Below are 22,195 nucleotides of genomic sequence, written 5' to 3' on the forward strand. Positions count from 1 at the left end.
CCAAAATTGGACAAAGGATTTCCTTTCGGAAATGAATGGTGATAACGACTTTTTTGTCTAAACTCTTCTATTCGCCGGGCGTAAGTGCCAAGAAATTACAGTGAGTGCCAATAGCAGAACGGATGGAAAAATTTCGCCGAATGGATGACCGCAAGCGATATGCGAAATGGCAGCTCCAGACATTGCAAAGAAAAATCCAGCATAAGCCCATTCTTTTAATAATACAAATTTAGGTATGAGGACCGCCACTACACCGAGTAACTTCCAAATTCCAAGAAGGGTAAGAAAATAAGTAGGATAACCCAATTGGTTGATCTTTTCTACTTCTTCAGGAAGTTTCATCAGTTGCACAATTGCAGTGGATACCATCCCAAGTGACAACCAAAGGGTAAAAAACCAATAAACTATTTTCTTCGTTTTTTCTGACATTGTATTTCTCCTAAATTAAAATATAATTCCTATTTCCTGATTTGTGATAGGCAAACTGTTAACATTAGTTTTGGCCTTTGTTAATATAATAAGATTGTCACATTTGAATCAAACCTAGTTCTGTAACACTTCTTCGAGTTTGTTGTGGGCCATATTGATCCCTTGACGAAAAGGCATCTTTAAAATCTGATCTCTTTGTTCTGTCGACTTATAAATGATATGCATTTTAAGTTTTGATTGGTTTTCTGATATCTTTTGAAATTCAAAGAACTCAAGTTGGACCGCAAATCCGGTGTTCTCCATTTCAAAGGTTCTTGTGAATTTTTCATTTTCAATGATATTCAGAAACACTCCGTTGGCACGAAATAGAACGATACCTTCTGGATTTCTCGTCTCAAAGATCCAACTGCCATGATTTTTCGGTTCCAATTTCAAAACTTTATTTCCCATCCACTGTTCGATAAGTTCTGGTTCTGTGTGTGCTTTGAAAACTAAAGAAACTGGTAAGTCAAATTCTCGCTCAATGGTTAACTCTTGTTTCCCGTCTTCGGCATGGATTTTTGTTTTTAATTCCATAAGTCTTTATCCTTTGGCCTTATAAGTTTTCATTACAGCTTCGAGTTTATTAAACCGATCATCCCAAAGTTTTTGAAAGGGTTCAATGAAGTTTGCAATTTCTTTCATTTTGTTTGGGTTTAGGTGGTAATAAATTTCACGACCATTAGGTTCTTTTTTTAAGAGTTCACATTCGGTGAGGATCTGTAAGTGTTTGGAAACGGTCGGCCTTTTGGTGTCAAACTTCGAGGCAATGGCTCCTGCTGTCATCGACTGGGTAGCCACAAGGAGGAGGATGGCCCGCCTTGTGGGATCTGCAATTGCCTGAAATACATCTCTTCGTAAATCCATTGTGTAGCCATTTGACTAATAAAAGATATGTAGTCATTTGGCAACACAATTTTTATTGAGGATTTAAACTCTGATAATTCTGGTGTGGGATTGTCAAAACCCAGTGAAAAAGGTCATCACTACTTTTGTTTTCCAACTTTAAATTAATTTCAAATAGGGCAGTTCTGATATTTTCCTCCCCAAAGCCTATATGCATTTCATTATTTCGATAACGGGTTTGAGAAATAATTTCTATTTGGATTTTGTCTGGTTGTCTAATCAAGTTCCAATGAGAAACTCCAATGCCATATTTAATATCATTGTTTGCAATTTCCCTAATTATTTTGCTGAGTGTTTCTATGTGCTGAAAGACAAAATTCTGACTGTTATATGCCGATGAAATTTTGTTGATTCGCGTCGTTTTTGCATTGGGCTCATACTTTCGAAGAAGTAGTAAGTGTAATCCGTCTATTAGATTTTCTTTAAGTGCTTTTGTATCGTAAAAATAGTTTAGTTTCTCTCTGATTCCATCGGCAATTCTTTTTATTGCTTTGATTAAGGTTTCAGCGTTTGAGTCATCCATATCTCCTTTTTCTGTTAGTGATTCTATTCTGAGTCTTAAAAAAGTCAAATCAGCACTTGTTTCATCATGAATATCTGTAAAAGTTTTCAGCCGTTCTTTTTCAATAAATATTTCTTTTTCCAATTGGTAGCTGAATTTTTCATGCATTAATGCTACCTTGAGGAAAGTATTTTGAACGCTTGCTTTTTCTAATTTTCGTATTATAAAACTCGCCATGAAAATAGAGTAAGTAATGGAAGTGAGCGGTACGATAGGGGTTTGTATTTTGAAATACCATTCGAAAATAGTTTCTAAATAAATTGAAAATGCTAGAGCTAACAAAAGTATAAATAAAGTGCTGGCCCGATTCTGTGTTACAAGGCGAAATTTATCCAGCAAGTTGAATTTCTGATAGGTTCTCTTTTTTTTTATTATATCACTTTTAATTATTTTTAGTATTAGATAAAAATAAAAAAATAATTGTGGGGTTTCCCAGACCACTAATACTTGATCAAGGTTTTGAAATTTTTCATAATCTATTATTACGAGAAGACAGGATAAAAATACAACAACAGAATTGAATTTGGTAATCCAAGATAGTTTATTTATGAGATAATAGTCGTGAAAGTAAATGATGGATAAGAATGAAAGATACAAAATGATGATTCTGATCTTCGGAATAGTTTCCTTGAAGATGAATTCATTTTGTGCATAGTCACTTAGAGTAAAAAAGAAGATTGAATACGCAATTTGAAAAATCCCAAAAAAGAGCACAGTTTTGAATTTTCGAATACGGTAAAATATTATAATTAAATATACCCCAAGAACAAAAAAAATACCTGACGAAAAAGGTATCATTGCGTCATTGTTGCGTGTAATCTGATTAGAATACTCAAAGACAAAATTGGTAGCTCCTAATTTTATGTCGAGATTGGGGGATGTTTTTTCTCCGTATAAATGAATGTTTACTAGTATCATTTTTTCATCGAATGTAATTGCTTTATTTAGAGGTAAGATTATATTCGTTGACCTTTTCCGTATATATCGCTTTTGCTCTGCAATTTTTTCATTGAATATAAAAAATTCCCAGCCTTCTCCAATTTGATTAATTTGAATAGCTGGTTGATAGAAATTTGATATTAATTGCTGCTGTATTTGAATTTGAATAGTATAATCATCTGTTTTTTCTTCTTCGATATAGAATTTTGAAATGAGAGTCTTAGATAAGGTTTCAACTTGAAAACCGTTGAGTGTATCAGAGTTAAAAGGCTTGGCATCTTGCAAAGTCCATGGTTTTTTGAGCCATGTTCTAGAGAAACCATGACGGATCATGATTTTGAACTGGTTATTGTATATTTGTGAATCTATAGTCTGAGCACTAACTCCAAATATATAAAATATATAAATGAAACAGATAATATAAAATCTTCGCATCAGAAAAGATCTCTTTAAATGACGATTTTGCTAAAACAGTTGTGAGTTGGAAAGAAATATCTATAAATTATTGATATTTATTCGGAAAATTTTAAGGCAGATATGTCACTTGGTACGTATTGCCCATGAATAAGGCATAGCGTTAACAGCAGGTCTTATTTGTTATTATGGGCCAGTTTCGATTGAAATTTCTGCACTACTCCAATCAGAGGTTTTTACCCCAGTCGTGAATTTTTTGATTCCCCGTGTTATACGGTCACCACTTTCAGTGATCTGCCCAAAAGGAGATCCCTCGACTCGTTTTGCTAAAAAGAGATTCATTTTTTCTTTCGATGCAATCAACTTCACTACATCGACGCCGAAAGGTTCTCCTGCAGTTAGAACGAAGCCGGCCTTCAGATTTGGAATCACTATGGATTCCCCCCCCTTTAAATAATTATTCGGCTGATCTTCGTTTGGGAACAGGGTGAAGATTTCACCATCATTTTGAATTAGCAGTAGATATACGAAAGTATCCTCGGAAACTGAGATTTCGAAATGGATTGGATCGTTGTTTTTGTAGGACTTTTTTGAGGATTTTAGACTGGCTCGAATCACAGGATTTGGATTCGATAGTTTACTCATATTAGTTAGTAATAATTTATGTTCAAGAAACTTTGTAAAATCCTGAATCAAAAATTTATATTGATCTAAAGGAATTGATTTGCTGAATTCTACTTTTGTTGTTTCTATATCCGTCAAACTGATTGAGAAAATCTGATTGTGAAAAATAGGGGATACCATCTTTTCTGCTCCCGTGATTCTTCCAATTTTTGGAGCAGTGCTACTGTCAACAAGACCTGTTTTTGCAAATGCAATTTCCTCTAAAGCTCGGTCTGTCTTTTCCCGATCAATAACGGTCACTTTACCCGAGCTAATTAAAGCGGATTTTAGCTCTGCTACAAAACCATCGTATCTAGATTCGGCGGTAAGAATGCCGTTTTTTCCTCTCCTTTCTGGTTTTGTCGGTGGTAAGATCATTACCCTAAAACTTTGAATGAAATTTGAGTCACCCGAAACCGAATACTCCTGTCCGGTGGTTTCATTCCGATCCTGTAAAGCACAATAGGAAGGGAAGGATCCAAAAATGATTAGAATAATAAATTTCCTAATGTTTTTCATAAAGGGAGCTCGTTTACTTTCCGAAGATAACGAAGTCCCGCCCTGCGATGTCCCGCGTCACCATAGGAGTTTGTTGTCCGTCTGTTAGGCGTTCTACTTCATCTAATACATAACTTCGTAGAGATTGAGCTGTTATATTTCCATTTTTATCTTTTGCCTTCCCTTTGAGGATTGCTTCTTTAATCACATAAGTGAAGGCACCGTTCTTCCATTCACTTGACTCCAAGGCTGATTGAACTCCCGTAGCCGCAGAAATTTCAATGGTTCCTGTTCCTCGACGGAGCTCTGGGAATAACTCAGACATTTCCTTTTGCGCATTTGCTTTCACAGCGGACTGGAAAATGTGCTGCTCCATATTTTCTTGGTTTTCTAGTGAATTACCAATGGTAACCAATTTGATTCCTCTAGTTTGGGCTTTTTTTCCTCGAGTTTTTCTGATCTCAACATTTCTACTTAAACTGACAATGGCCTGCTCGTCTAAATCTAATTTTTCGCCAGATTGGCAAGTATCCACAAACATGATCTTTTGTCTGGAAGGAATCCCGTTTACCAAGTTGCGAATGGAATCAAGCGGAATTGCTTTTTCCCAGGGTCGGTCTACATGGGAGTTAGAAGTCATATAATAATATACATCGTCAATATCACTTTTATCTCTTAGTTTGTAGTGTTCTGGAATTTTGTCACCGAAAGCAATGAGTAAATCTTGAACCTTAGTGTCTTTACGGATACCGTGTCCGGAGAGAAACAAGATAACATGATCATCAACTTGAGAATGTGAGAGGAATTCGCGTAAGGTTTGGATGCTTTCCTGAGACACTTCTTTATCCGTGAGAAGTTTTGTATATACTTTTCCAAAGGATTTTTTCCCGACAGAGGCAAAGGCCGTGGCAAGTTCTTTCGAGTCTTTTACTGCATAAGTAAGGGCATCGAGTCCGCCTGTAGAAGATACATTGTAGTCATCTATTCCTATTCCCACAAAATAGAGATTTGGTTTACGATGAGTAGGTGGAGTGTATGTAATGGATATAGATTCTCTAGGAGATTCTATACCATCTTCAGTGAAGGCGGAAGTTTCTATTTTATTTTGTCCTGGGGAAAGTGTTACAGATTCGACGATTTCGAACTCAGAAGTGTTAATTTGATCTTCAGAGTTCGGATAAGTCTTTTTAATATAATTACCGTAAATTGGGACTCCGTTGATAAAGATTTTATAACCAATAATTTTTTTATCTTTATTTGTTTGCTTGATATTTATTTCTAAGATCTGATTCATTTGCTTTCTTATCTCTACCGAAATTCGGACACCCTTATCTAAGGTATTTCTTTCAGCATTTATTGCGGGAAGCCCATTAAGCTTTGCTCTTTTTTCAGCAAATTTCAATAGATACTTTATATTATTTTGAATTTTCTCCTTAGTTTGTAACTTAAAGTTTACATCAATTAGTTTTTGTAAAATCACATCTGGCCTATTAAACTTTAAATCAAACTGATCAAAGGAATAAACGTTGGGACTGAACCTGTGGTTTGACTGCATGGGGTCCGTAATCTTCCAGGAAAACTCTGGTATTGCTCTACTGGTGCCCGCAAGATAACCATCGTTTGTAAAATAAACCCAATCCTTGCCTTCATTGAAAAGGGCCATCTTGCCGGCATACTCCATATTTTGAGGGTTAAAAAAAAGTAGGTTTGCGTTATATAAGAATGAGCAATTAACAATTTCTCTTTGGGATCAATAGCCAGTTCATCTGTAATGTTCTCAATGACCTGAGGGAATGTGTAGCAGTTCATGGGGATTTTTTCCATTCCAAAGTCGAGTTTGCTAAGTTTACAAATATAAAATCTGCTAAATGTCATATAAATGTTTTCTGAATCCGAAGATTCTCGGCAGGCAGTTATACTTGTCCCATTCATTACCCTTGTACTTTCCGATTCTGAATTTCTGTTAGAATAGTTTTTTCCATTATACTTTAAAAAACATTCTTGAGATTTTGTATTAAGGTCGGCAAGAAGACTCTTCACGTTTGTTTTGATTTTGTCTTTCTTTTTAGAGGAGAGATTTTCCAATGAAAACTCTATATTGTGATCGGGGAAGTCTAATGTAAAGGCTAATTCATTATTGTCGGGAAACGTAATATAATGGTCTTGAATAATAGCATCGTTTTTGGTTTTTTTGTATATTATCTTTATCTCAGGAGACGGTATATCGATTCTGTATACATTATCAAGGGAGGTAACAATGAAAATTTTATTTTGAGAACTTACCATCCTGATAATCTCTTCGTCTAATTTATGAATCAGTTTTTCTTTTCCACTAGATGGGTTGATTAAATACAAATTGCTCGTATAACCTTTAGTTTGAGGAAAAGTCTTGTATCCGATAAAGCCTGAATCGACAGGTAGGATGTCCAGATATCTATCAGATGGCGATGATTGAGTATGAATGGTAGTGGATACATCATCTATATTAATATAGAACGATCTTTTTGAAGTATTTATTCTATATTCAAATAATGAATTTTCCTTGTAGGATGTATCCAATTCTGCAAGCTTTCTGGCCTTTTTGAACATTCTTTCTGCATTGTCTTTATAGAACGGATTAGGGATCGAATTTATTTTCTGGATTTCCTTTGCGACCTCACCTGTGCCACTTAATTTTGTGGTCACTATAATAATATTTTTTTGATCTGGTGTAAAATGTGTTAGGCTCCTGCCTTTAGCCCGAATAGTCGTATCTTCACCTAAATCAATATGAAATTCTGTTCTACTTTTCCTGTCTAAAAGGAATAGGTATTGGTGTTTACTATTAAAGTAATCGTTCTTATCCTGTTGGACTAATGGTTTTCTAATTGGGACAACGTCTTCATTCGCATAGATAATGTTCGAGATAGGAGTATCTAAAAATTTAACACATTCTTTGAAACTAATATGTAAGTCGGTTTCTGATGCAACTTTACCAAATTCTGTTCTATAACTTCTAAATCGTTCTCTTCCCATTACTTCGATTAAAGGAATATAGTTAGCTTCATTCTCTGATAAGCGGAGTGAATCAATATCAAATATTGAGAATTGTTCTCCCCCTGGGGATCGCTGGCTGACTAACAATTCTTTCCCCGAGTTTGAGAAATTTATGCAGCTATATGATGGGACATCAGTAATTACTTTTTCTTCAATTAGCTCTTTTTTTGCCAATATTGGGAGAGGAGCAAAACCTTTATGAGATGGAATTGCAATCTCTTTCACAGGCTTTCCTGACTCTAAATCATAAATTCTAATATTGTCAGTTTGTTCAGCACGATTCGGAGTTGTGGTGTAATTGTCGCCTGGGCAGGTCCCTGATACGTATAGAGATCCCCCCTTTTCAGCAATATCGGCAAATTGATACTGAACCAACTCAGTTTCATTCATTCTCCAGGAAACTCGATGGATTTTGTGGCCGTATACCAATTGTAGATTTCTCTTTAATGGTAATCCTTCATACTGATGGATTCTAAATTTAAGTATGTTTTTTACAAGATCATAAACATCAATGTTGTCCTGCTTCATTACAATCAGCTCCTTTCCGGATTGGCTGAGGATTGATTTAATTGGGAATCCGTAAGGATGAGATGGTATTGCCGAGTAATTTATTCTTAATGATGCACAATTGCTAAAAGAAATAATTATATTAACAAATAATATTTTTAGCGTGATTTTTTTCATTGCTCTTTTCTCTCTTTCAAAAGATCTCAAAGTCTCTGCTTCTTATGTAGTTTCTCCATTATCACTTTGTGAAAGTTTTCTGCGACCCGTCGAAATCCTTCAGAGTTAGGATGAATCTCATCCGCCCAATCTTTTTTTTCTGATCCAACGATTCCACGATTATTTACGTAAATGATATTTTCGTCCTTCTCTGCAACGCTCTCAAGCATCGAGTTGTAATTATCGATCAGATATTTGGTAATCTCTCGTTGATCGTTAATGCTGATTTTTTTATCACTAAGAATAGGCCTCACCCATTCGCATTTGCGAAAGAGCGACTGAAGAAAATAGCATTCAATCTTATCCCTTTCGATTATGTAATCATAGCCATGTAGAACAAGAGGTATCGTTTTGGGCTGAAATGAAAGGTTTTTAGCTTGCGAATGTCTTTTCGCGTTGAAAGTAATTATAGGTAATGCTTTTGCAAATACTTCGATCTTATTTCGTAGTTCCATAATACGCCCTTTAAGTGCTGTGTCATCAATGTAGCACTGAGGTTTTTTTTTCGAATCTCTGCAATCTAAGGACCCAATAAGTGTGGGTTTTATAATATTTCTAATTGATCCTTCATCTAAAAAGTCATTTCCTCCTGCACTTAAGATTACAAAATAAGGGTCTTCTTGCACAATCGGTTCAAACCATTCGTCTTGATCAAGAAGTTGAGCAAGGGTCTGTCCATTTATTGCCAGATTTGTAACATGGTATTCAACATTTGCTTCGGTTTTACGGCCTGCTATTTCTATTGGAATCTTGAAATTTTTTCCTTCAGAGAGTTGGTGTGCAGTATTCTTTTCGAAATACCAAGGGTAATCAAACCAAGAATCTCCCAAGACAACTACAGAAAGCGTTACAAAATGCTGATTTTCATTCATTCCTGTAAGACCTTCTTTCGTAGTTGATTCTACGGTTCTGATTGTATAGGGAGTAGTCGTGCAAGTGGCAAAAAAAATAATGATAACTATGTGAGCAGCATTGAAAATTCGATTTCTTGATTTGTTTGAAAGACCTAAGAAATTTATTATCATGATTATCTCCAAAGAAAATATTGATCATTAAGCTTCAGAAAGTTTATATCTCTTTTGACTTACTTGTCTATACCGCATTCACGGTAATGACTGAAAATTTGTGATTTATTCTGAATTACGTCTAGGGCAAACCAACAGTTCTCCTGGCTCTGGCATTAGTTGAAGTGGTTTGCTTTCAAGCGAAATTAACATACGTCTTTTTTATCTCCAGTTCGAATAACTTTATTTTTTCTTTGCCTCTCTCATAAGTTCTGTCATACTTTTCAGAATAAATATAAAGTTGTTTCTATAATCATTGGTTGTGAAATCGCCATTCCCCCTACCTTCGCATAGTCTATAGAGTGCGTTTTGTCCAAATTGTATGATTTCTGAAACAGTGTAAAGAGTTGCTAAACTTTCGTGGTAAGTTAAGGCTAGCTTCTTGTTTTCTTCTGTCTGGATAGTACCAAAATCTATTTTTTGCAATGCGTCTAGGGTCAGGGATGAGTCTTTTGTTATTGTTGCAGGTCCCGGAGACTCCATACAAGCGTGAGAAAAGCCTGTTCCGAATACCCGGTTCATTCTTCTTTCCAATTCTTCCTTTTGATCTTTGTTTAACTTTAATTCATTGATTTTTTGATTAAATGCTGCCTGTTGTTCCTTTGACAGAAGAGCTCCTTCTGTTTTATCTGAATCGATCCAGTCATTTGAATAAAAAAGTTTCTTTTTATAAATAGTCAATTGACGGTCAGTGTTAGAAAGTTCAATTGTTTTGATATGATCTGTCTCAAGGAGATATGAATTTATACTGCGACAGTTCGCTAATATGCTCAAAAGAGGTATTAAGACAATGAGCACTCTCATCGCCATAATAGGTCTCATTTTAAAATTCATATTTTTCACGGATGCATCTCTTTTTTTCATAAACATCTTCCTTTGGTCCAATCTTTGAAATAAATTTAGGTCTAAAGTCTACTAAATAGATTTTATTTGTCTATACCTGAAATATGGTATCGTTACGGTTCTTTTTGGTAAGAATGTTTTGCAATTGTAAACTTAACGGGCTGCAATATGCCAAGAAATTCAGTACATGGAAAATGTCTTGCTGGTAAATGCAAATACTTTCAATCTGTGCAATATTAAAGTACAGTGGCTAGTGTAAGCACTGACGGTATTTCCTGTTCCGATTATCTAACTTCTCAATTTGAAAGTACAAAGAAAGATACTGCTAATGCAGTAAGTGATAATTGTTCGAAATTACAGGCGGCGAGCTATAAAATGAGAACTTGTTACTTTCGAAATGCAATCGCTGTGCCCAACTACTATTATTAAACAACAAGTCTTAAATTGATAATATTTGAAAATAATTGTCTCAATGGGAAAGGTAACTTGTTCGATAGATGGAATTCTATCTTTTCATAAAAAGAGATTATCTTTTTGGTTTATTGAAGACGCCCTCATTGCTCAAACATTTCATCAAGCTCAACCTGAGATAGGCTTCCTTTCTTACTTGCTGATCCAAATTCTTCCCAAAGTCGAATCATATCGTTTGGCGAAGGAATTCCTTCGGGGATCCAACTAGATTCGATGATTTTTTTATGTTCTAAAAGATCAGATAATAAACCTTCTTCGATATCTTTTACTGTAAGTTTTATAGAGTTGTCTCCTTTCATTTTTTTTACCTTCCAGTAATGATGGACCGAATATTTATGTTTTGCTGAAATTCTTTCTAGCAGTAAAAAAAGGAATTCGTTGAATTTAGGATTTTCTGGATCGATGATGAAATATAAAGATAAGAGTAGTTTGGAAACTTCTTCTCCGTCCTCAATATTTTTATATGTCATGTAGACAGAACATAACTCTACTAAGGTATAAGCTTTCACAAGAGGATCATTTATTTTGTTTTCAATTGAAGTTAAAATTTCAGGAGAAACTTGGTCTTTGCTCAATAATTTAAAGAAATTGCTGAAACAACTGTTCTCTTTTTCGGGAAGATACAATTCTTGATCAAGAGCTAGTAGGCCTTCTGTCCAACTGACGATGTTGAGTTCTATGCAACGGAAGCATAGCAATATTACTTCACTGAATTCTTTCTTTGATAGTTGTATACGAGTTCGAAAATGGGGTGCGAAATAAGGTATCTCTATCCAATTTGTCATACTGAATAAAGTAAGCCAGATAAGAAACAAAGTCCATACCTAAAACAGTGTAGGATTATACTGGCTAAACTAGTATAATCCTAGATCCGATGCGCGTTTCAACAATTGTATCCGATTGTTCACTTGTAACTTTTTATAAATGTTCTTTGTATGTGTGGATACAGTGTGCAAGGAGATGTCTAGTTCTTCTGCAACTTCTTTTAAAGATTGTCCTGAAACGAGTTCTTGGAGTATTTCTTTCTCACGAGAAGTTAGTTCTTCAAACCCATGTTTTGTATTCAGTTTTGGTTCTTGAAAATTCTTTAAAACACGTAAGGCTAGCGTTGGAGTGATCACGGCACCTCCATCCATTAAGTCGGTGATCATTTCCGGCAGTTTCCGTAAATCTGATTTTAGGATATAACCGATGGCACCTGCCTTCAACGCTTGGAATAGTATTTCATCTGAATCCATTGCCGACAGTACAACGATACGAGGATCTCTAAATTTCTCTCGGACTATCCTTATAAGCTGTATACCATCAATTCCAGGAAGTCGGATATCAAAAAAGTAAAGAGATGTGTCATCGGAAAGGTTGGACAAACAGTCTTCTGCTGTGTTAAAAATGCGAATATTGGAAGTGATTGGGGAGAGGACGGAGAGGAGTTCTTGGACAAATTTTGGATCATCCTCTACGCAATCAAAGTTCAATTTCATTGGTTATGTTCGCATTTTACCAGATTTAGCCATTTTGAAAATACCGTGAATGGGGGAAGGTTCTTTTTCCGGCATCTCAATTTTTATTTAAAACTAAGATTTTTCTCTTCTAACTATTCTTCTTAATCTTATCAGCCACAAACGCCTTGTAGGCGGGAGAACCAAAACTCACATCCATTCGAATGATCTCTGGAGCAATGTAAGGGTGGCGTTTCATGATAAATTCTTCGATAGCATCATACTTCTCAGCTTTTGCTTTGAGTAGAATTTTGTTTTCTGTATCAACAGTGATCTTTCCTTCCCATAAATAAACAAGTTCCACTTCCGGGAAGATAGTTCCTGAGACAATGATTCCTTGTTCTAACATTTCGGAGATATGTTCTTCGGCCATATCACGGTCACCAATTGTGGTAAATACTAAAATTTCATCTGAAGCCATGAGGAATCCTTATCTGTTTTACAAGGATCGGCTAATAAGGGGAAAACCCTTATTCTTTTGGAGATTTATTTTGAAGGTAAGATTGGATTCCTTCTTTGACTTGGTCCACCATTCCCGATTCACGAACAGACCGAACCACTCGTTGCCAAAATTTGATTTTGCCTTCAAATTCATTCCATCCGAATTGTAAGTCCATTCGTTTGATTTTGAGTAACATCCGAAGTTCTGTTAGATTCATATCCTTCGGATCTTTATCTAAATATCTTTCATGGTCAGTTAGCGGATTAAAACTCATAGATTATTTCTTTCGAAGAACCAGTGATAAAAATAAAATAGCGAAAATTAAAAATCCAAATCCCGTACCAAAACTGGCAAGGATGGGATCTCCGGCTGACAAAAATTTTTGGAAACTTAAGTATACTCCGTACGAAATGTACACAAGACCTAAGAAGATAAGAAAAATGGATGTGAAGACCCAAACAGAAGAAAGGACCAGATTTTTAATATAAATTTGGAGGTTCTTCTGAATGTAGATTGTCATCACTTCTACATAAGAAATGAGTTTTACGACTAAGTCTTCGAAGGCGGCTTTGATCCCGCCTTTTTTACGTTGTTTGTTTTGTTTCTCGTCCAATTATTTCTTCTTAAAAATCAGGCCAAGTGCAAGCCCAAGACCAAGTCCTACACCAAAGCCAATCACAGCTGCTTTTTGCGGATGTTCTTTTACGTAACTTCCCACGGTATCAATCACTTCTTTTGCCTTGATAGAAGCCTCTTCACTTGCTTTACCTAACTTTTGTTTGATGTCGCTTACTTGTTCCATATACTTCTCCTTAGCTTTTTGTTCGATTTCCTTGGCTTTTTTTTCATACAACTTAATTTCGTCGATGAGGGATTTGTCTTTTTTGACTTCTTCCATTGTGGTTTTTATTCGGGGACTACAATATTTTCAAAGTTGTCAGTGAATCTATATCCGATTCCCCAAATGGTTTCGATCCATTCTGGTTGTGCGGAATTTTTTTCCAGTTTGGAACGAATTCGTTTGATATGGCTGTCGATCATTCTTTCAAATCCATCCCATTCCACTCCCCAAACTGATTCCAAAATCATTTCACGAGAAAAAACTTTACCAGGTGAACCGGCTAGCAGCTGTAAAATGTCGAATTCTTTTCTGGAAATATTGATGATGTTTTCGTTCAGAGTGACACGTCTACGGATAGAATCAATTTTGAGAGCACCACGGATGATTTCTCCAGCTTGGCCCACATTTGGTTTGATCCCAATTTTTTTGTCCCATCTACGAAAGAATACGTCCACACGAGTTTTGAGTTCCCGAACCGAAAACGGTTTTGTGATATAATCATCAGCACCTAACTCAAGTCCCATGATGCGATCAATTTCCTCAGTCCTTGCAGAAAGGATAAAAATCGGTGTACTTTCGTCGGCTTTTCGGATGCTACGGCAAATTTCCATACCATCAATGTCCGGTAGAGAGAGATCCAGAATCACTAAATCAGGATGATTGGATTTGTAAAATTTCAATCCGTCTTCGCCATTTTCAAAAACGGAGGTTGTGTAGTGAGCAGAATCGAGAGATTTCCGGATTAGGTTCCCGATGTCCGGATCGTCCTCAATTACCAAAATATTTTTCATGTTTTTCCCTTGAGTTCTTTCTCAATTTGGTTCTTGTAGTAGAAAAAAAAAGTAAAAAATGGAATCGGGAACACAAAGGGAAGCAAAATCGTGGGCGATGTTCGCCATCAGTGGGGCAAGGCTTAGGCCTTTGGAAGTAACTGAAAAATTGGGCATCCAACCGGATTATTACCACGGTGCGGATGCAAAAGACATCGAAAATATGACAATTCCAAGTCATTGGCAGCTGAATTCGAAGCTTGGGCCGGAGTTTCCGTTACTCGATCATATATGGGATCTTTTGAAAACCTTAGCGCCAGTTCGTAAAAACCTAAAAGAGTTCACAGAAATTTACGAATCTACCATCTATGCTTCCGTAGAGTTTGCATCAGAATTTACAAAAGGGGTGGTTCTCGACAAAAGAACTATGCTTTTGTTAGGTGAGATGGGTGTGAATCTGGAAATTATCCCCTGGGCTGCCGATGAGATTCCCTAAGAATGGACTCGCTCGGGAAAACAAGCCGGATGAGATCAAATCGTTTTAAATACATATAACTAGAAATGGGGAGTCCTACAAGAACCAGAACTCGTTTTTTCAAACGAAGGTCGCGGGCCATGTTTAAAAGTTTTGTGAGGAGTGAAAGGGGCAAATAAGGAAGAGTGGAAAGATCCATTTGGATATGCGACCTTGTTTGGAAAAATAACATATGCATGATAGAATCCAATTCTTCTTCCAGTTCGTTGTGAACTTTCTTAGACAAAATGACAATTTCATACGCATTCTGAACTTCACGCACCGTCAGATATTTTGTTTTTTTTGCCATTGGAGGTAATGGTATGCATTCACTCCCAAAAGATACACTCATTTTTCGTTCTCAAGTTTTCCGAAAGGTTCGAGAGATTTTATGGAGAGATGGATTTTTGGAAGTGGACACTCCCACTTTCAAACCCATTGTCGGGATGGAACCGTATTTGGATCCTTATGAAGTGCGTTCTCCCAGTGGCCAGGAGAAGGGATATCTCATCACGTCTCCTGAATACAGTTTGAAACAGATGATGGCAAACGGTTTGACAAGGATCTTTGAGCTGGCTCATACATTCCGGTCGGGTGAAATGGGAAGTGAGTTTCATTCCAAAGAATTTTTGATGTTGGAATTATATGCAAAAGGAATTGATGACTTGGCACTCCGTCAGTATATAGAAACTTTTTTACGAGAATTGATTCATACCTTTGGAACAAAGGAACAACAACAAAAATCAACTACACCGAATTGGATTTGTCATCTATCCGTGACGGAGGTTTTTTTAGAAAATGTCGGACATGGTTTTTCCAGAGAGGATTTGATCCAAACGATAAGGAATCAAAAACTATCGACTTCTTCTGGGCAAGAACTTGAAACTTGGCAGTATGAGGATCTTTTCTTTTTGGTTTTTTTGAATTTGGTAGAGCCAAAGTTAGGTGATGGAATTGTTTTTTTATACGATTATCCACCGGAATGTGCGGCATTGGCTCGAGTTGTCGATGGTGTCGCCAAACGATTTGAAATCTATTGGGATGGATTAGAACTTGCCAATGCATTTTTTGAACTGAGTGATGTGAAAGAACAAAGGAAACGATTCTTGGAAGAACAGGGCTTACGGACAAAATTAGGAAAAGAAGTTTTCCCTATGGATGAAGATTTCCTTTCCTCTTTGGAAAATGGATTTCCGGAATGTGCGGGGATATCCATTGGAATGGACCGGTTGTTATTGAAACTATCCGGTAAACACGGGCTAGGTGAAATTAGCCCGTATTGGATGGAAGTTTAGGGAAATTTAATCTTCTTCTTGGAATTTTTCGCAAGACTCAGGAACTTTTCCATCTTCTAAGTCTGCGCAAGAGAATGCTGCCATATCTTTGGCACATTTTTTCATGTCTTCTAAATCTTCTTTGGTGAGTTTTTTGGTAGGTTTGCCATTTGCCGGTTTTTGGCCATCCACTACATAGTTTTTGTAGCGTGCTTCGCAGACATTTCCATTCACAAACTGAGACTCAATCATCTTCCTTTGTTCGGCAGGAAGGTCTTTTAATTTTTCTTTCATACACTCAGAAGTTTTGGCACACATTTTTTTCGAGAGTGCTTGGAATTCTTTCGCATCCTTTACTGTTTGTGCGGTGATGAGGAAGGGGATTAGAAAAAATAGAATTAAGGAAATTTTTTTCATAGGAAAACCTTTCTTTAACAAAAGGCATTCGTAAAGTTTTTTTTGCTCCCCAATCGGAGGTTTTTCTCTAAAAGACTTGCAACTCAATCACAGGGATATTCTATTTCTCATCTTTAACCATGAAACATTTGTTAATTTATTTTTTCTTAATGAATGGATAATTGTAGTATTTTGATTCTTTTTTTTTGAGAAGCCAAGCGAAAATAAATTGATTCATATGGGAAATTTCCCTACATTTTTAGATTATGAAAAAAGCCACCATCTTCGTGTTTCTTTTAATCTTTCTCACAGACCAGGCCTTTGCGCAAAACCTAACGTCGCGAAATCCGGTTAGTTTTTCTTCTGAACCTACTTCAGTTGAAGAATTCAAGTTCTTACATTCTTCTGTCGCGACCTCACCAGAAGGAGGAGTGGCAATGCTTGTGCTTGCGATTTCACTTTACGGGAAAAATCAAGATTTGGGTAGAAAGGCAATCATTCTATCAGTGCTTTCTAAAAACAGACAAAAGTCTACCAAACAAACAGCAGTGGATGGAGTGGACTTAGGTGCGGGGGATCAGTATTTACTTGGTCAATTAGACAAATACAAAATGTTACCCAATGGTTATTGGAAAGGAGCAGAACCTTCGAATGGATATACGGCAAGTTTACCACTGACTGTTGAAACATATACGAACCCATATTCGGGAGATGAATCCACTGGTAAAATTAAACTTTTTGTGGCCACGCGTGGAGCTTCTAGTTTTCGTCCTGTCTCCGTAGAAAAAGACGTGGATGGACTTTGGCGTGCCAAAGAGATGAGTTCTCTCTTTGTGGGAATGATGCCAGCCAAATAGATGTTAGATTCTTTTATCAATTGGCACCCTGTGGCTTTAGCTCTTCTTGCTACGGGGTTTACTTGGTTTTGTACCGCCTTTGGAGCTGGTTTTGTTTTTTTCTTTAGGACAGTTCCAAGACCCGTTTTTAATGCAATGCTTGGATTTGCTTCTGGGATCATGATCGCTGCCAGTTTTTGGTCTTTACTCTTACCTTCGATTGAACTTTCAGAAAAAGTCGGAAACCCTGCATGGCTTCATTCGAGTTTAGGATTTTTATCTGGGGGACTTACTCTTTATCTATTTCATAAACTTCTTCCTCACCTCCATGTAGGATTGGAAGAAAATCGATTGGAAGGTGGTAAGTCCTCTTTTCAAAGGAGTTTGTTACTTGTCCTTGCCATCACTCTTCATAATATCCCCGAAGGTTTGGCTGTTGGGGTCGCCTTTGGGGCGCTAGGTGATGGATTTACTTATGAGGCTCTTATGGCGGCAGCTGTGGTAGCTTTTGGAATTGGAATCCAGAACATTCCTGAAGGTGCTGCTGTTTCCATCCCTCTGTTGCGAGAAGGGCTTTCGGCGCGAAAGAGTTTTTGGTATGGACAACTTTCTGGGTTTGTGGAACCGATTGGTGGTTTGATCGGTGCCGCCCTCGTGTTTTATGTGGAAAGCCTCTTGCCATTTGCTCTATCGTTTGCAGCAGGAGCCATGATTTTTGTTGTTGTTGAGGAGTTAATTCCTGAATCTCATACAGGAAAAGAAACGGAAATGTCCACACTCGGTGCAATGTTTGGGTTTGTTTTGATGATGGCTTTGGATGTAGGGCTTGGTTGAAGTTTAGTTAGAAAATGAATCGAAATTTTGGTCTTACGAACAGTTTGCTTTATGATTGGATTCCTGAATACGAATTTAACTCTTATGATCTTTCCGAATTACTTGTTTTAAATGAGGAATTGGAAAAGGAATGTAAATCCATTGAAAGTGAATTTAAGATTTTTTTGGCGATTTATAAAAAAGGAACCGTAGCAAAACCAAAAGGTTTGTGTACAACTTTTAAATATGCGGACCTAGGAGATAAGGCACTTCTTACTTTTCAAAAATTTGAAAATAAAATCAATGGGAATATCCTGGTTGCCTATGCAAACCCATTAGAACGTTGGTAGATTTTTTAAAATGATTTTAAATCACATTTCTCCTTTTCTCGGAGTTCATTGCGAAACCACAACTACAGGAACTCTTTTAAAACATATAGGAATAGAATTATCAGAGCCAATGTTATTTGGGATTGGAGAAGGTCTTGGGTTTATATTTTGGAATATGAAGTCAATGGACTTCCCTTTTATCGGTGGAAGGATTAAACCTGATCAGCTAACGGTAAACATAACTAAAAACTTAGGTCTAAAATTAGAAATTCAGGAAACTTCTTCTCAGTTGAAGGCTTGGTCATCTGTTCGGGATCTGATTGATTCGAAAACGCCCGTTGGTTTGAAGTTGGATTGTTTTCATTTGGAATACTTTTCAAAACCATTTCATTTTGCTGGCCATTACGCGGCACTGTATGGATACGATGAAACAAATGCCTATTTGATTGATACTAAACAACAAGGTACAAAGGTACATACTTCTTTAAAAAGTTTGGAACTTGCCAGAAGTGAAAAAGGACCAATGGCTTCAAAAAATCTTTTTTATACGATTAGTTCTGCAAAGAAGTCACCAGACTTAAAAAAAGTGGTTTCCATCGCTGCCAAAAACAATGCTCGCGATTACTTAAATCCTCCTATTACCAATGTCTCTTATAAAGGCATTGGGAAACTAGCATCCAATTTGGAGAAATGGTTTCAGACTTCGAAAGATGTCCAAAGGGATTTTGGAACCACTGCCATGATGATGGAAAAAGCAGGAACGGGTGGTGCTATATTTAGAAACCTATACCGGGATTTTTTGGGCGAAGCTTATGAACTTACAAAAGATCCTATCTTTAAGAATGCCCATTTGCAGTTCCTCGAAATAGCGGCACACTGGTCCAAAATCATTACTTTGTTTGATACCTTGGGAAAAAAGAGTGATAGTAGCTTGTTAGGTGAAATGAAAGACCTTCTCTATCGTACTTCCGATTTAGAGTTTTCTGCTATGAGCGAATTACTAAAATTGAAAGCGGTTTAAAGTCTTAGGTCCATCTATAAAATAGACCTAAGCCCAAGTGAATCAATCCGCGATTTTGTATTCCTTGATTTTTTTGTTCTCCCTTATCCCCAACTCACAACTACCTTCCCAAAATGTTTTCCCGTTTGTAAATACTGTAAGGCTTCGGGAACTTCCTCCCAACCGAACACTTTGTCCACAATAGGTGTGATTTTCTTTTCTTCAATGGCATGGTTCATTTTTTCGAAGTCAGTTCGGCTACCAACAATCACACCTTGGACTTTGACCCCTTGCATTAAGATGGGGTAGAGGGAAAGACTCGATTCCCCACCGGCCAGGACACCTATGAGTGCGATGGTTCCGTATGGTTTTACACTCATCATGGATTTTTGCATAGTGCCGGCACCACCCACTTCGATGATAAGATCAGCCCCTGCCATCTTCGTGTGTTTACGAACATCTCGTTCCCAATTGGATTTTGTGGAATAATTGATGGTTTCATCAGCTCCGAGAGCTTTGGCACGAGCCAGTTTTTCATCACTGGAGGAAGTGATGATCACTCGGGCTCCCATCATTTTTGCAAATTGTAAGGCAAATAAAGAAACACCGCCAGTCCCAAGGCAAAGTACATCGGCACCAGGCCCAATTCCACCAAAGTTCACAACAGCATTATAAGCGGTAAGGCCAGCACAACCAAGGGTTGCTGCTTCTGCATCTGTTAGGTGATTTGGGGTAGCCACAAGGCCATCCTCAGCGAATTTTCCATAGTTCGCTAAACATCCGTCATGTGGCCCACCAAGGGTGGAACGAAGGCTATCCATATCGGGTGCCCCATCCAACCATTTCTGGGCAAAGATGGGAAGGACTCGGTCTCCTTTTTTCCAAAGAGTCACATCTTTTCCTACGGCTTCCACCACACCGGCACCATCGGAACAAGGAATGAGAGGGAGTTTTTGTCTAGGATTATAAGTCCCTATCACCATTAAATAATCTCGATAATTGAGTGATGTCGCTGTTAGGCGAACAAGAACTTCTTTGGGATCAAGTGATTCGGAAAGATCTCTTGTCGTTTGTTTTAGGTTTTCGATACCAAATGATCCTTGAATTTCCCATACTTGATTTAACATATTTCCTCTAACGTTTTAGAATCAAAATTCACTCGTCAGATCCTCGGGCCTCCTTATCCTTTGTCGAGTGGGAATCAGAGGAAAGGGACGATATGAAAAAAGATTTTTGGAACGATAGGGTGGTAGTGATCACCGGAGCTTCGAGTGGAATTGGAAAAGCATTGTATGAAGAACTGGCAATTTTTCCTTGTGAGCTTGTTCTTTTAGCAAGGAGAGCCGCAGAAATCGAAGAACCCAAAAACAAACATGAGAGGACTATCATTCACCGTGTAACTTGTGATCTTTCAGATCCTACCTCCGTTATGGATGCTATCGAGTGGATCCAAAAAAAAGTTACAAAAATTGATGTATTGTTTAATAACGCAGGCATTACTGCTCACGGTAGATTTGATTCTCTTTCGATGGATGTGTATCGTAAGACCTTTGCTACTAACTTCTTTGGGCCCATCCAGTTGGTAAGAGGACTTCTTCCTCTTTTACTCCTTACAAAAGGAAATATTGTGACTACCTCCACTGTTTCGGCTTTGTATGGAGTGCCAGGACGAGCTGCGTATTCTGCTTCTAAGTCAGCTTTACATGCGGCACTTGAATCCCTTCGGATTGAAACTTTGGAATCGGGTTTGGGTGTCTCACTTGTTTGTGTTCCTTATACAGACACAGCCCTTCGCACTTCAGGCCTTGATGCCAGTGGTGAGATCTTATCTGAAGCACCAGCCAAAGGAAAACGTAAGACGGCGAGTGAAGTAGCTCATGTTTTGATGTCTGTTGCCCAGAACAAAGAAGCAAGGCTTGTGACTTTCAATCTGTCCGGGAAATTTTTGGAATGGATGCGATTTTTCTCTCCCAAGTTTTTGGAAAAAATTCTCTATAAAAAACTTTACGAGGATTTTAAATCACATTGAACTCTGTCTAAACCTAGAAATTGGGAGAGAATGTCAGTTTTGGAAAATTTATTATTTTCTTATTTAGCGGCCGTTATATTTACATTTCTTTTTATGGCTCTTATGTGGTTCTGGGGAAAGTCAAGAGACAACTACGCAGTCATTGATGTGGGTTGGGGACTTGTGATCGCAGGGGTTGCCAGTATCATTGTTTGTTTTGGGCAAGGGACTGCGTTTGCTAAGTGGGCCGTTCTCATTCCTGTTTGGATTTGGGCTCTTCGCCTTTCAGGGTTTCTTTACTGGACTCGGATTCGCACAAACCATCCAGAAGACAAACGTTATGCGGGATTTCGAAAGGACTATGGTGATAAAGTCCACCAGAAAATGTTTACCAATGTTTTTATGTTACAAGGATTTTTGGCCCTTTTTCTTTCCTTCCCTTTTTATTTTGCTGCTCAGTGGAAACTTTTCCCGAACTCTGGGATCTTGGGACCTAATGGATATTTGATGGTTCTAGTGGGTTGGATTTTGTTTTTTGTAGGAGTGATTGGGGAAACAATCTCTGACCGGGACCTTCATCAGTTTCTATCCGATCCTGGAAACAAAGGCAAAGTTTGTAACATAGGTCTTTGGAAATGGACAAGACACCCCAACTATTTTTTTGAATGGGTGATTTGGGTTGGGATTGGGGTCATTCCTATCCTTTCTGCGACAGAGGCAGTCTTTTCACTTTTGACACCTCTCTTTATGTTTCTATTATTGCGATTTGTATCTGGTGTTCCTTTTGCGGAAAAATATTCGCTTTTGTCAAAGGGTGATGTTTTTCGTGAATATATACGAACCACAAATGCATTTTTCCCTTGGTTCCCAAAACAAAATTAATAAA

At 37.4% G+C, this 22,195-nt stretch carries 27 protein-coding genes; 8 read left to right on the plus strand and 19 right to left on the minus strand.

The genetic code is table 11. The features are described from left to right. Positions 1 to 57: 57 nt before the first annotated feature. From CH361_RS16455 to CH361_RS16525, 16 genes are all read right to left on the minus strand, one after another. Positions 58 to 429, minus strand: coding sequence for a DoxX family protein (locus tag CH361_RS16455; protein WP_100791911.1), 372 nt, complete (start codon positions 427 to 429; stop codon positions 58 to 60). Positions 430 to 543: 114 nt separating this feature from the next. Continuing rightward, the gene (locus CH361_RS16460; protein ID WP_100791912.1) at positions 544 to 1,005 is read right to left on the minus strand and encodes an SRPBCC family protein; all 462 of its coding nucleotides are present in this window, start codon (positions 1,003 to 1,005) and stop codon (positions 544 to 546) included. A 6-nt stretch (positions 1,006 to 1,011) separates the two neighbouring features. Continuing rightward, positions 1,012 to 1,335 (minus strand): ArsR/SmtB family transcription factor, encoded by a 324-nt coding sequence (locus CH361_RS16465; protein ID WP_100791913.1) that lies wholly within the window; start codon positions 1,333 to 1,335, stop codon positions 1,012 to 1,014. Positions 1,336 to 1,387: 52 nt separating this feature from the next. Continuing rightward, positions 1,388 to 3,208: a hypothetical protein gene (locus CH361_RS16470; RefSeq protein ID WP_125232076.1), complete on the minus strand. Its 1,821-nt coding sequence runs from the start codon at positions 3,206 to 3,208 to the stop codon at positions 1,388 to 1,390. Positions 3,209 to 3,475: 267 nt separating this feature from the next. Further along, positions 3,476 to 4,471 (minus strand): DUF4384 domain-containing protein, encoded by a 996-nt coding sequence (locus tag CH361_RS16475; protein WP_100791915.1) that lies wholly within the window; start codon positions 4,469 to 4,471, stop codon positions 3,476 to 3,478. 13 nt (positions 4,472 to 4,484) lie between these two features. Further along, positions 4,485 to 5,744 carry a caspase family protein gene (locus tag CH361_RS16480; RefSeq protein WP_165782278.1) on the minus strand — a complete coding sequence of 420 codons (1,260 nt, stop codon included), beginning with the start codon at positions 5,742 to 5,744 and terminating at the stop codon, positions 4,485 to 4,487. A gap of 203 nt (positions 5,745 to 5,947) precedes the next feature. Next, positions 5,948 to 8,170 (minus strand): hypothetical protein, encoded by a 2,223-nt coding sequence (locus CH361_RS19730; protein WP_208861458.1) that lies wholly within the window; start codon positions 8,168 to 8,170, stop codon positions 5,948 to 5,950. 26 nt (positions 8,171 to 8,196) lie between these two features. Continuing rightward, entirely contained in the window at positions 8,197 to 9,234 is a 1,038-nt protein-coding gene (locus CH361_RS16485; RefSeq protein WP_100791917.1) for an SGNH/GDSL hydrolase family protein, read from the minus strand. Between the two features lie 222 nt (positions 9,235 to 9,456). Continuing rightward, on the minus strand, positions 9,457 to 10,137 hold the full coding sequence (locus CH361_RS16490) for a hypothetical protein (RefSeq protein WP_100791918.1): 681 nt from the start codon (positions 10,135 to 10,137) through the stop codon (positions 9,457 to 9,459). A gap of 533 nt (positions 10,138 to 10,670) precedes the next feature. Next, positions 10,671 to 11,162: a hypothetical protein gene (locus tag CH361_RS16495; protein WP_125232077.1), complete on the minus strand. Its 492-nt coding sequence runs from the start codon at positions 11,160 to 11,162 to the stop codon at positions 10,671 to 10,673. A 279-nt stretch (positions 11,163 to 11,441) separates the two neighbouring features. Further along, a complete protein-coding gene (locus CH361_RS16500; protein ID WP_100791920.1) occupies positions 11,442 to 12,068 on the minus strand; it encodes a LuxR C-terminal-related transcriptional regulator in 627 nt (208 codons plus the stop codon). A 109-nt stretch (positions 12,069 to 12,177) separates the two neighbouring features. Next, positions 12,178 to 12,507 (minus strand): divalent-cation tolerance protein CutA, encoded by a 330-nt coding sequence (gene cutA, locus CH361_RS16505; RefSeq protein ID WP_100791921.1) that lies wholly within the window; start codon positions 12,505 to 12,507, stop codon positions 12,178 to 12,180. 49 nt (positions 12,508 to 12,556) lie between these two features. Further along, a complete protein-coding gene (locus tag CH361_RS16510) occupies positions 12,557 to 12,802 on the minus strand; it encodes a hypothetical protein (RefSeq protein ID WP_100791922.1) in 246 nt (81 codons plus the stop codon). Positions 12,803 to 12,805: 3 nt separating this feature from the next. Then, positions 12,806 to 13,141: an LBF_4227 family protein gene (locus CH361_RS16515; protein ID WP_100791923.1), complete on the minus strand. Its 336-nt coding sequence runs from the start codon at positions 13,139 to 13,141 to the stop codon at positions 12,806 to 12,808. After that, positions 13,142 to 13,426, minus strand: a complete 285-nt coding sequence (locus CH361_RS16520) for a DUF883 family protein (protein ID WP_100791924.1) — start codon at positions 13,424 to 13,426, stop codon at positions 13,142 to 13,144. It abuts the gene before it with no gap. Positions 13,427 to 13,434: 8 nt separating this feature from the next. Then, positions 13,435 to 14,160: a response regulator transcription factor gene (locus tag CH361_RS16525; RefSeq protein ID WP_100791925.1), complete on the minus strand. Its 726-nt coding sequence runs from the start codon at positions 14,158 to 14,160 to the stop codon at positions 13,435 to 13,437. Positions 14,161 to 14,218: 58 nt separating this feature from the next. On the opposite strand from CH361_RS16525, the gene CH361_RS16530 reads away from it, so the two are divergent. Then, positions 14,219 to 14,635, plus strand: coding sequence for a DUF4279 domain-containing protein (locus CH361_RS16530; protein WP_100791926.1), 417 nt, complete (start codon positions 14,219 to 14,221; stop codon positions 14,633 to 14,635). Here the strand turns inward: CH361_RS16530 and CH361_RS16535 are convergent. Then, complete coding sequence (locus CH361_RS16535; RefSeq protein WP_100791927.1) at positions 14,604 to 14,963, minus strand: hypothetical protein; 360 nt, start codon at positions 14,961 to 14,963, stop codon at positions 14,604 to 14,606. The two genes, CH361_RS16530 and CH361_RS16535, sit on opposite strands and share 32 nt — an antisense overlap. Positions 14,964 to 14,976: 13 nt before the next feature. Here CH361_RS16535 and CH361_RS16540 point away from each other — a divergent pair, with 13 nt between their 5' ends. Next, positions 14,977 to 15,948 carry an amino acid--tRNA ligase-related protein gene (locus CH361_RS16540; RefSeq protein WP_100791928.1) on the plus strand — a complete coding sequence of 324 codons (972 nt, stop codon included), beginning with the start codon at positions 14,977 to 14,979 and terminating at the stop codon, positions 15,946 to 15,948. A gap of 6 nt (positions 15,949 to 15,954) precedes the next feature. Here the strand turns inward: CH361_RS16540 and CH361_RS16545 are convergent, their stop codons facing one another. Further along, positions 15,955 to 16,344, minus strand: coding sequence for an LA_2478/LA_2722/LA_4182 family protein (locus tag CH361_RS16545; protein WP_100791998.1), 390 nt, complete (start codon positions 16,342 to 16,344; stop codon positions 15,955 to 15,957). A gap of 245 nt (positions 16,345 to 16,589) precedes the next feature. Here CH361_RS16545 and CH361_RS16550 point away from each other — a divergent pair, with 245 nt between their 5' ends. From CH361_RS16550 to CH361_RS16565, 4 genes are read left to right on the plus strand one after another with little or no spacing between them, the layout of a single operon-like run. Beyond that, positions 16,590 to 17,180: a DUF6935 domain-containing protein gene (locus CH361_RS16550; protein WP_100791929.1), complete on the plus strand. Its 591-nt coding sequence runs from the start codon at positions 16,590 to 16,592 to the stop codon at positions 17,178 to 17,180. Beyond that, complete coding sequence (locus CH361_RS16555) at positions 17,181 to 17,993, plus strand: ZIP family metal transporter (protein WP_100791930.1); 813 nt, start codon at positions 17,181 to 17,183, stop codon at positions 17,991 to 17,993. Between the two features lie 14 nt (positions 17,994 to 18,007). Then, the gene (locus CH361_RS16560; RefSeq protein ID WP_100791931.1) at positions 18,008 to 18,322 is read left to right on the plus strand and encodes a hypothetical protein; all 315 of its coding nucleotides are present in this window, start codon (positions 18,008 to 18,010) and stop codon (positions 18,320 to 18,322) included. Positions 18,323 to 18,332: 10 nt separating this feature from the next. Continuing rightward, positions 18,333 to 19,322 carry a BtrH N-terminal domain-containing protein gene (locus CH361_RS16565; protein ID WP_100791932.1) on the plus strand — a complete coding sequence of 330 codons (990 nt, stop codon included), beginning with the start codon at positions 18,333 to 18,335 and terminating at the stop codon, positions 19,320 to 19,322. Positions 19,323 to 19,405: 83 nt separating this feature from the next. On the opposite strand, the gene CH361_RS16570 is transcribed toward CH361_RS16565, so the two are convergent. Next, positions 19,406 to 20,428 carry a zinc-dependent alcohol dehydrogenase family protein gene (locus CH361_RS16570; RefSeq protein WP_100791933.1) on the minus strand — a complete coding sequence of 341 codons (1,023 nt, stop codon included), beginning with the start codon at positions 20,426 to 20,428 and terminating at the stop codon, positions 19,406 to 19,408. A 92-nt stretch (positions 20,429 to 20,520) separates the two neighbouring features. Here CH361_RS16570 and CH361_RS16575 point away from each other — a divergent pair, with 92 nt between their 5' ends. Next, positions 20,521 to 21,330: an SDR family NAD(P)-dependent oxidoreductase gene (locus tag CH361_RS16575; protein ID WP_100791934.1), complete on the plus strand. Its 810-nt coding sequence runs from the start codon at positions 20,521 to 20,523 to the stop codon at positions 21,328 to 21,330. 30 nt (positions 21,331 to 21,360) lie between these two features. After that, positions 21,361 to 22,191: a DUF1295 domain-containing protein gene (locus tag CH361_RS16580; RefSeq protein WP_244279933.1), complete on the plus strand. Its 831-nt coding sequence runs from the start codon at positions 21,361 to 21,363 to the stop codon at positions 22,189 to 22,191. Positions 22,192 to 22,195: the final 4 nt, after the last annotated feature.

Source organism: Leptospira brenneri (assembly GCF_002812125.1).
GTDB lineage: Bacteria > Spirochaetota > Leptospiria > Leptospirales > Leptospiraceae > Leptospira_A > Leptospira_A brenneri.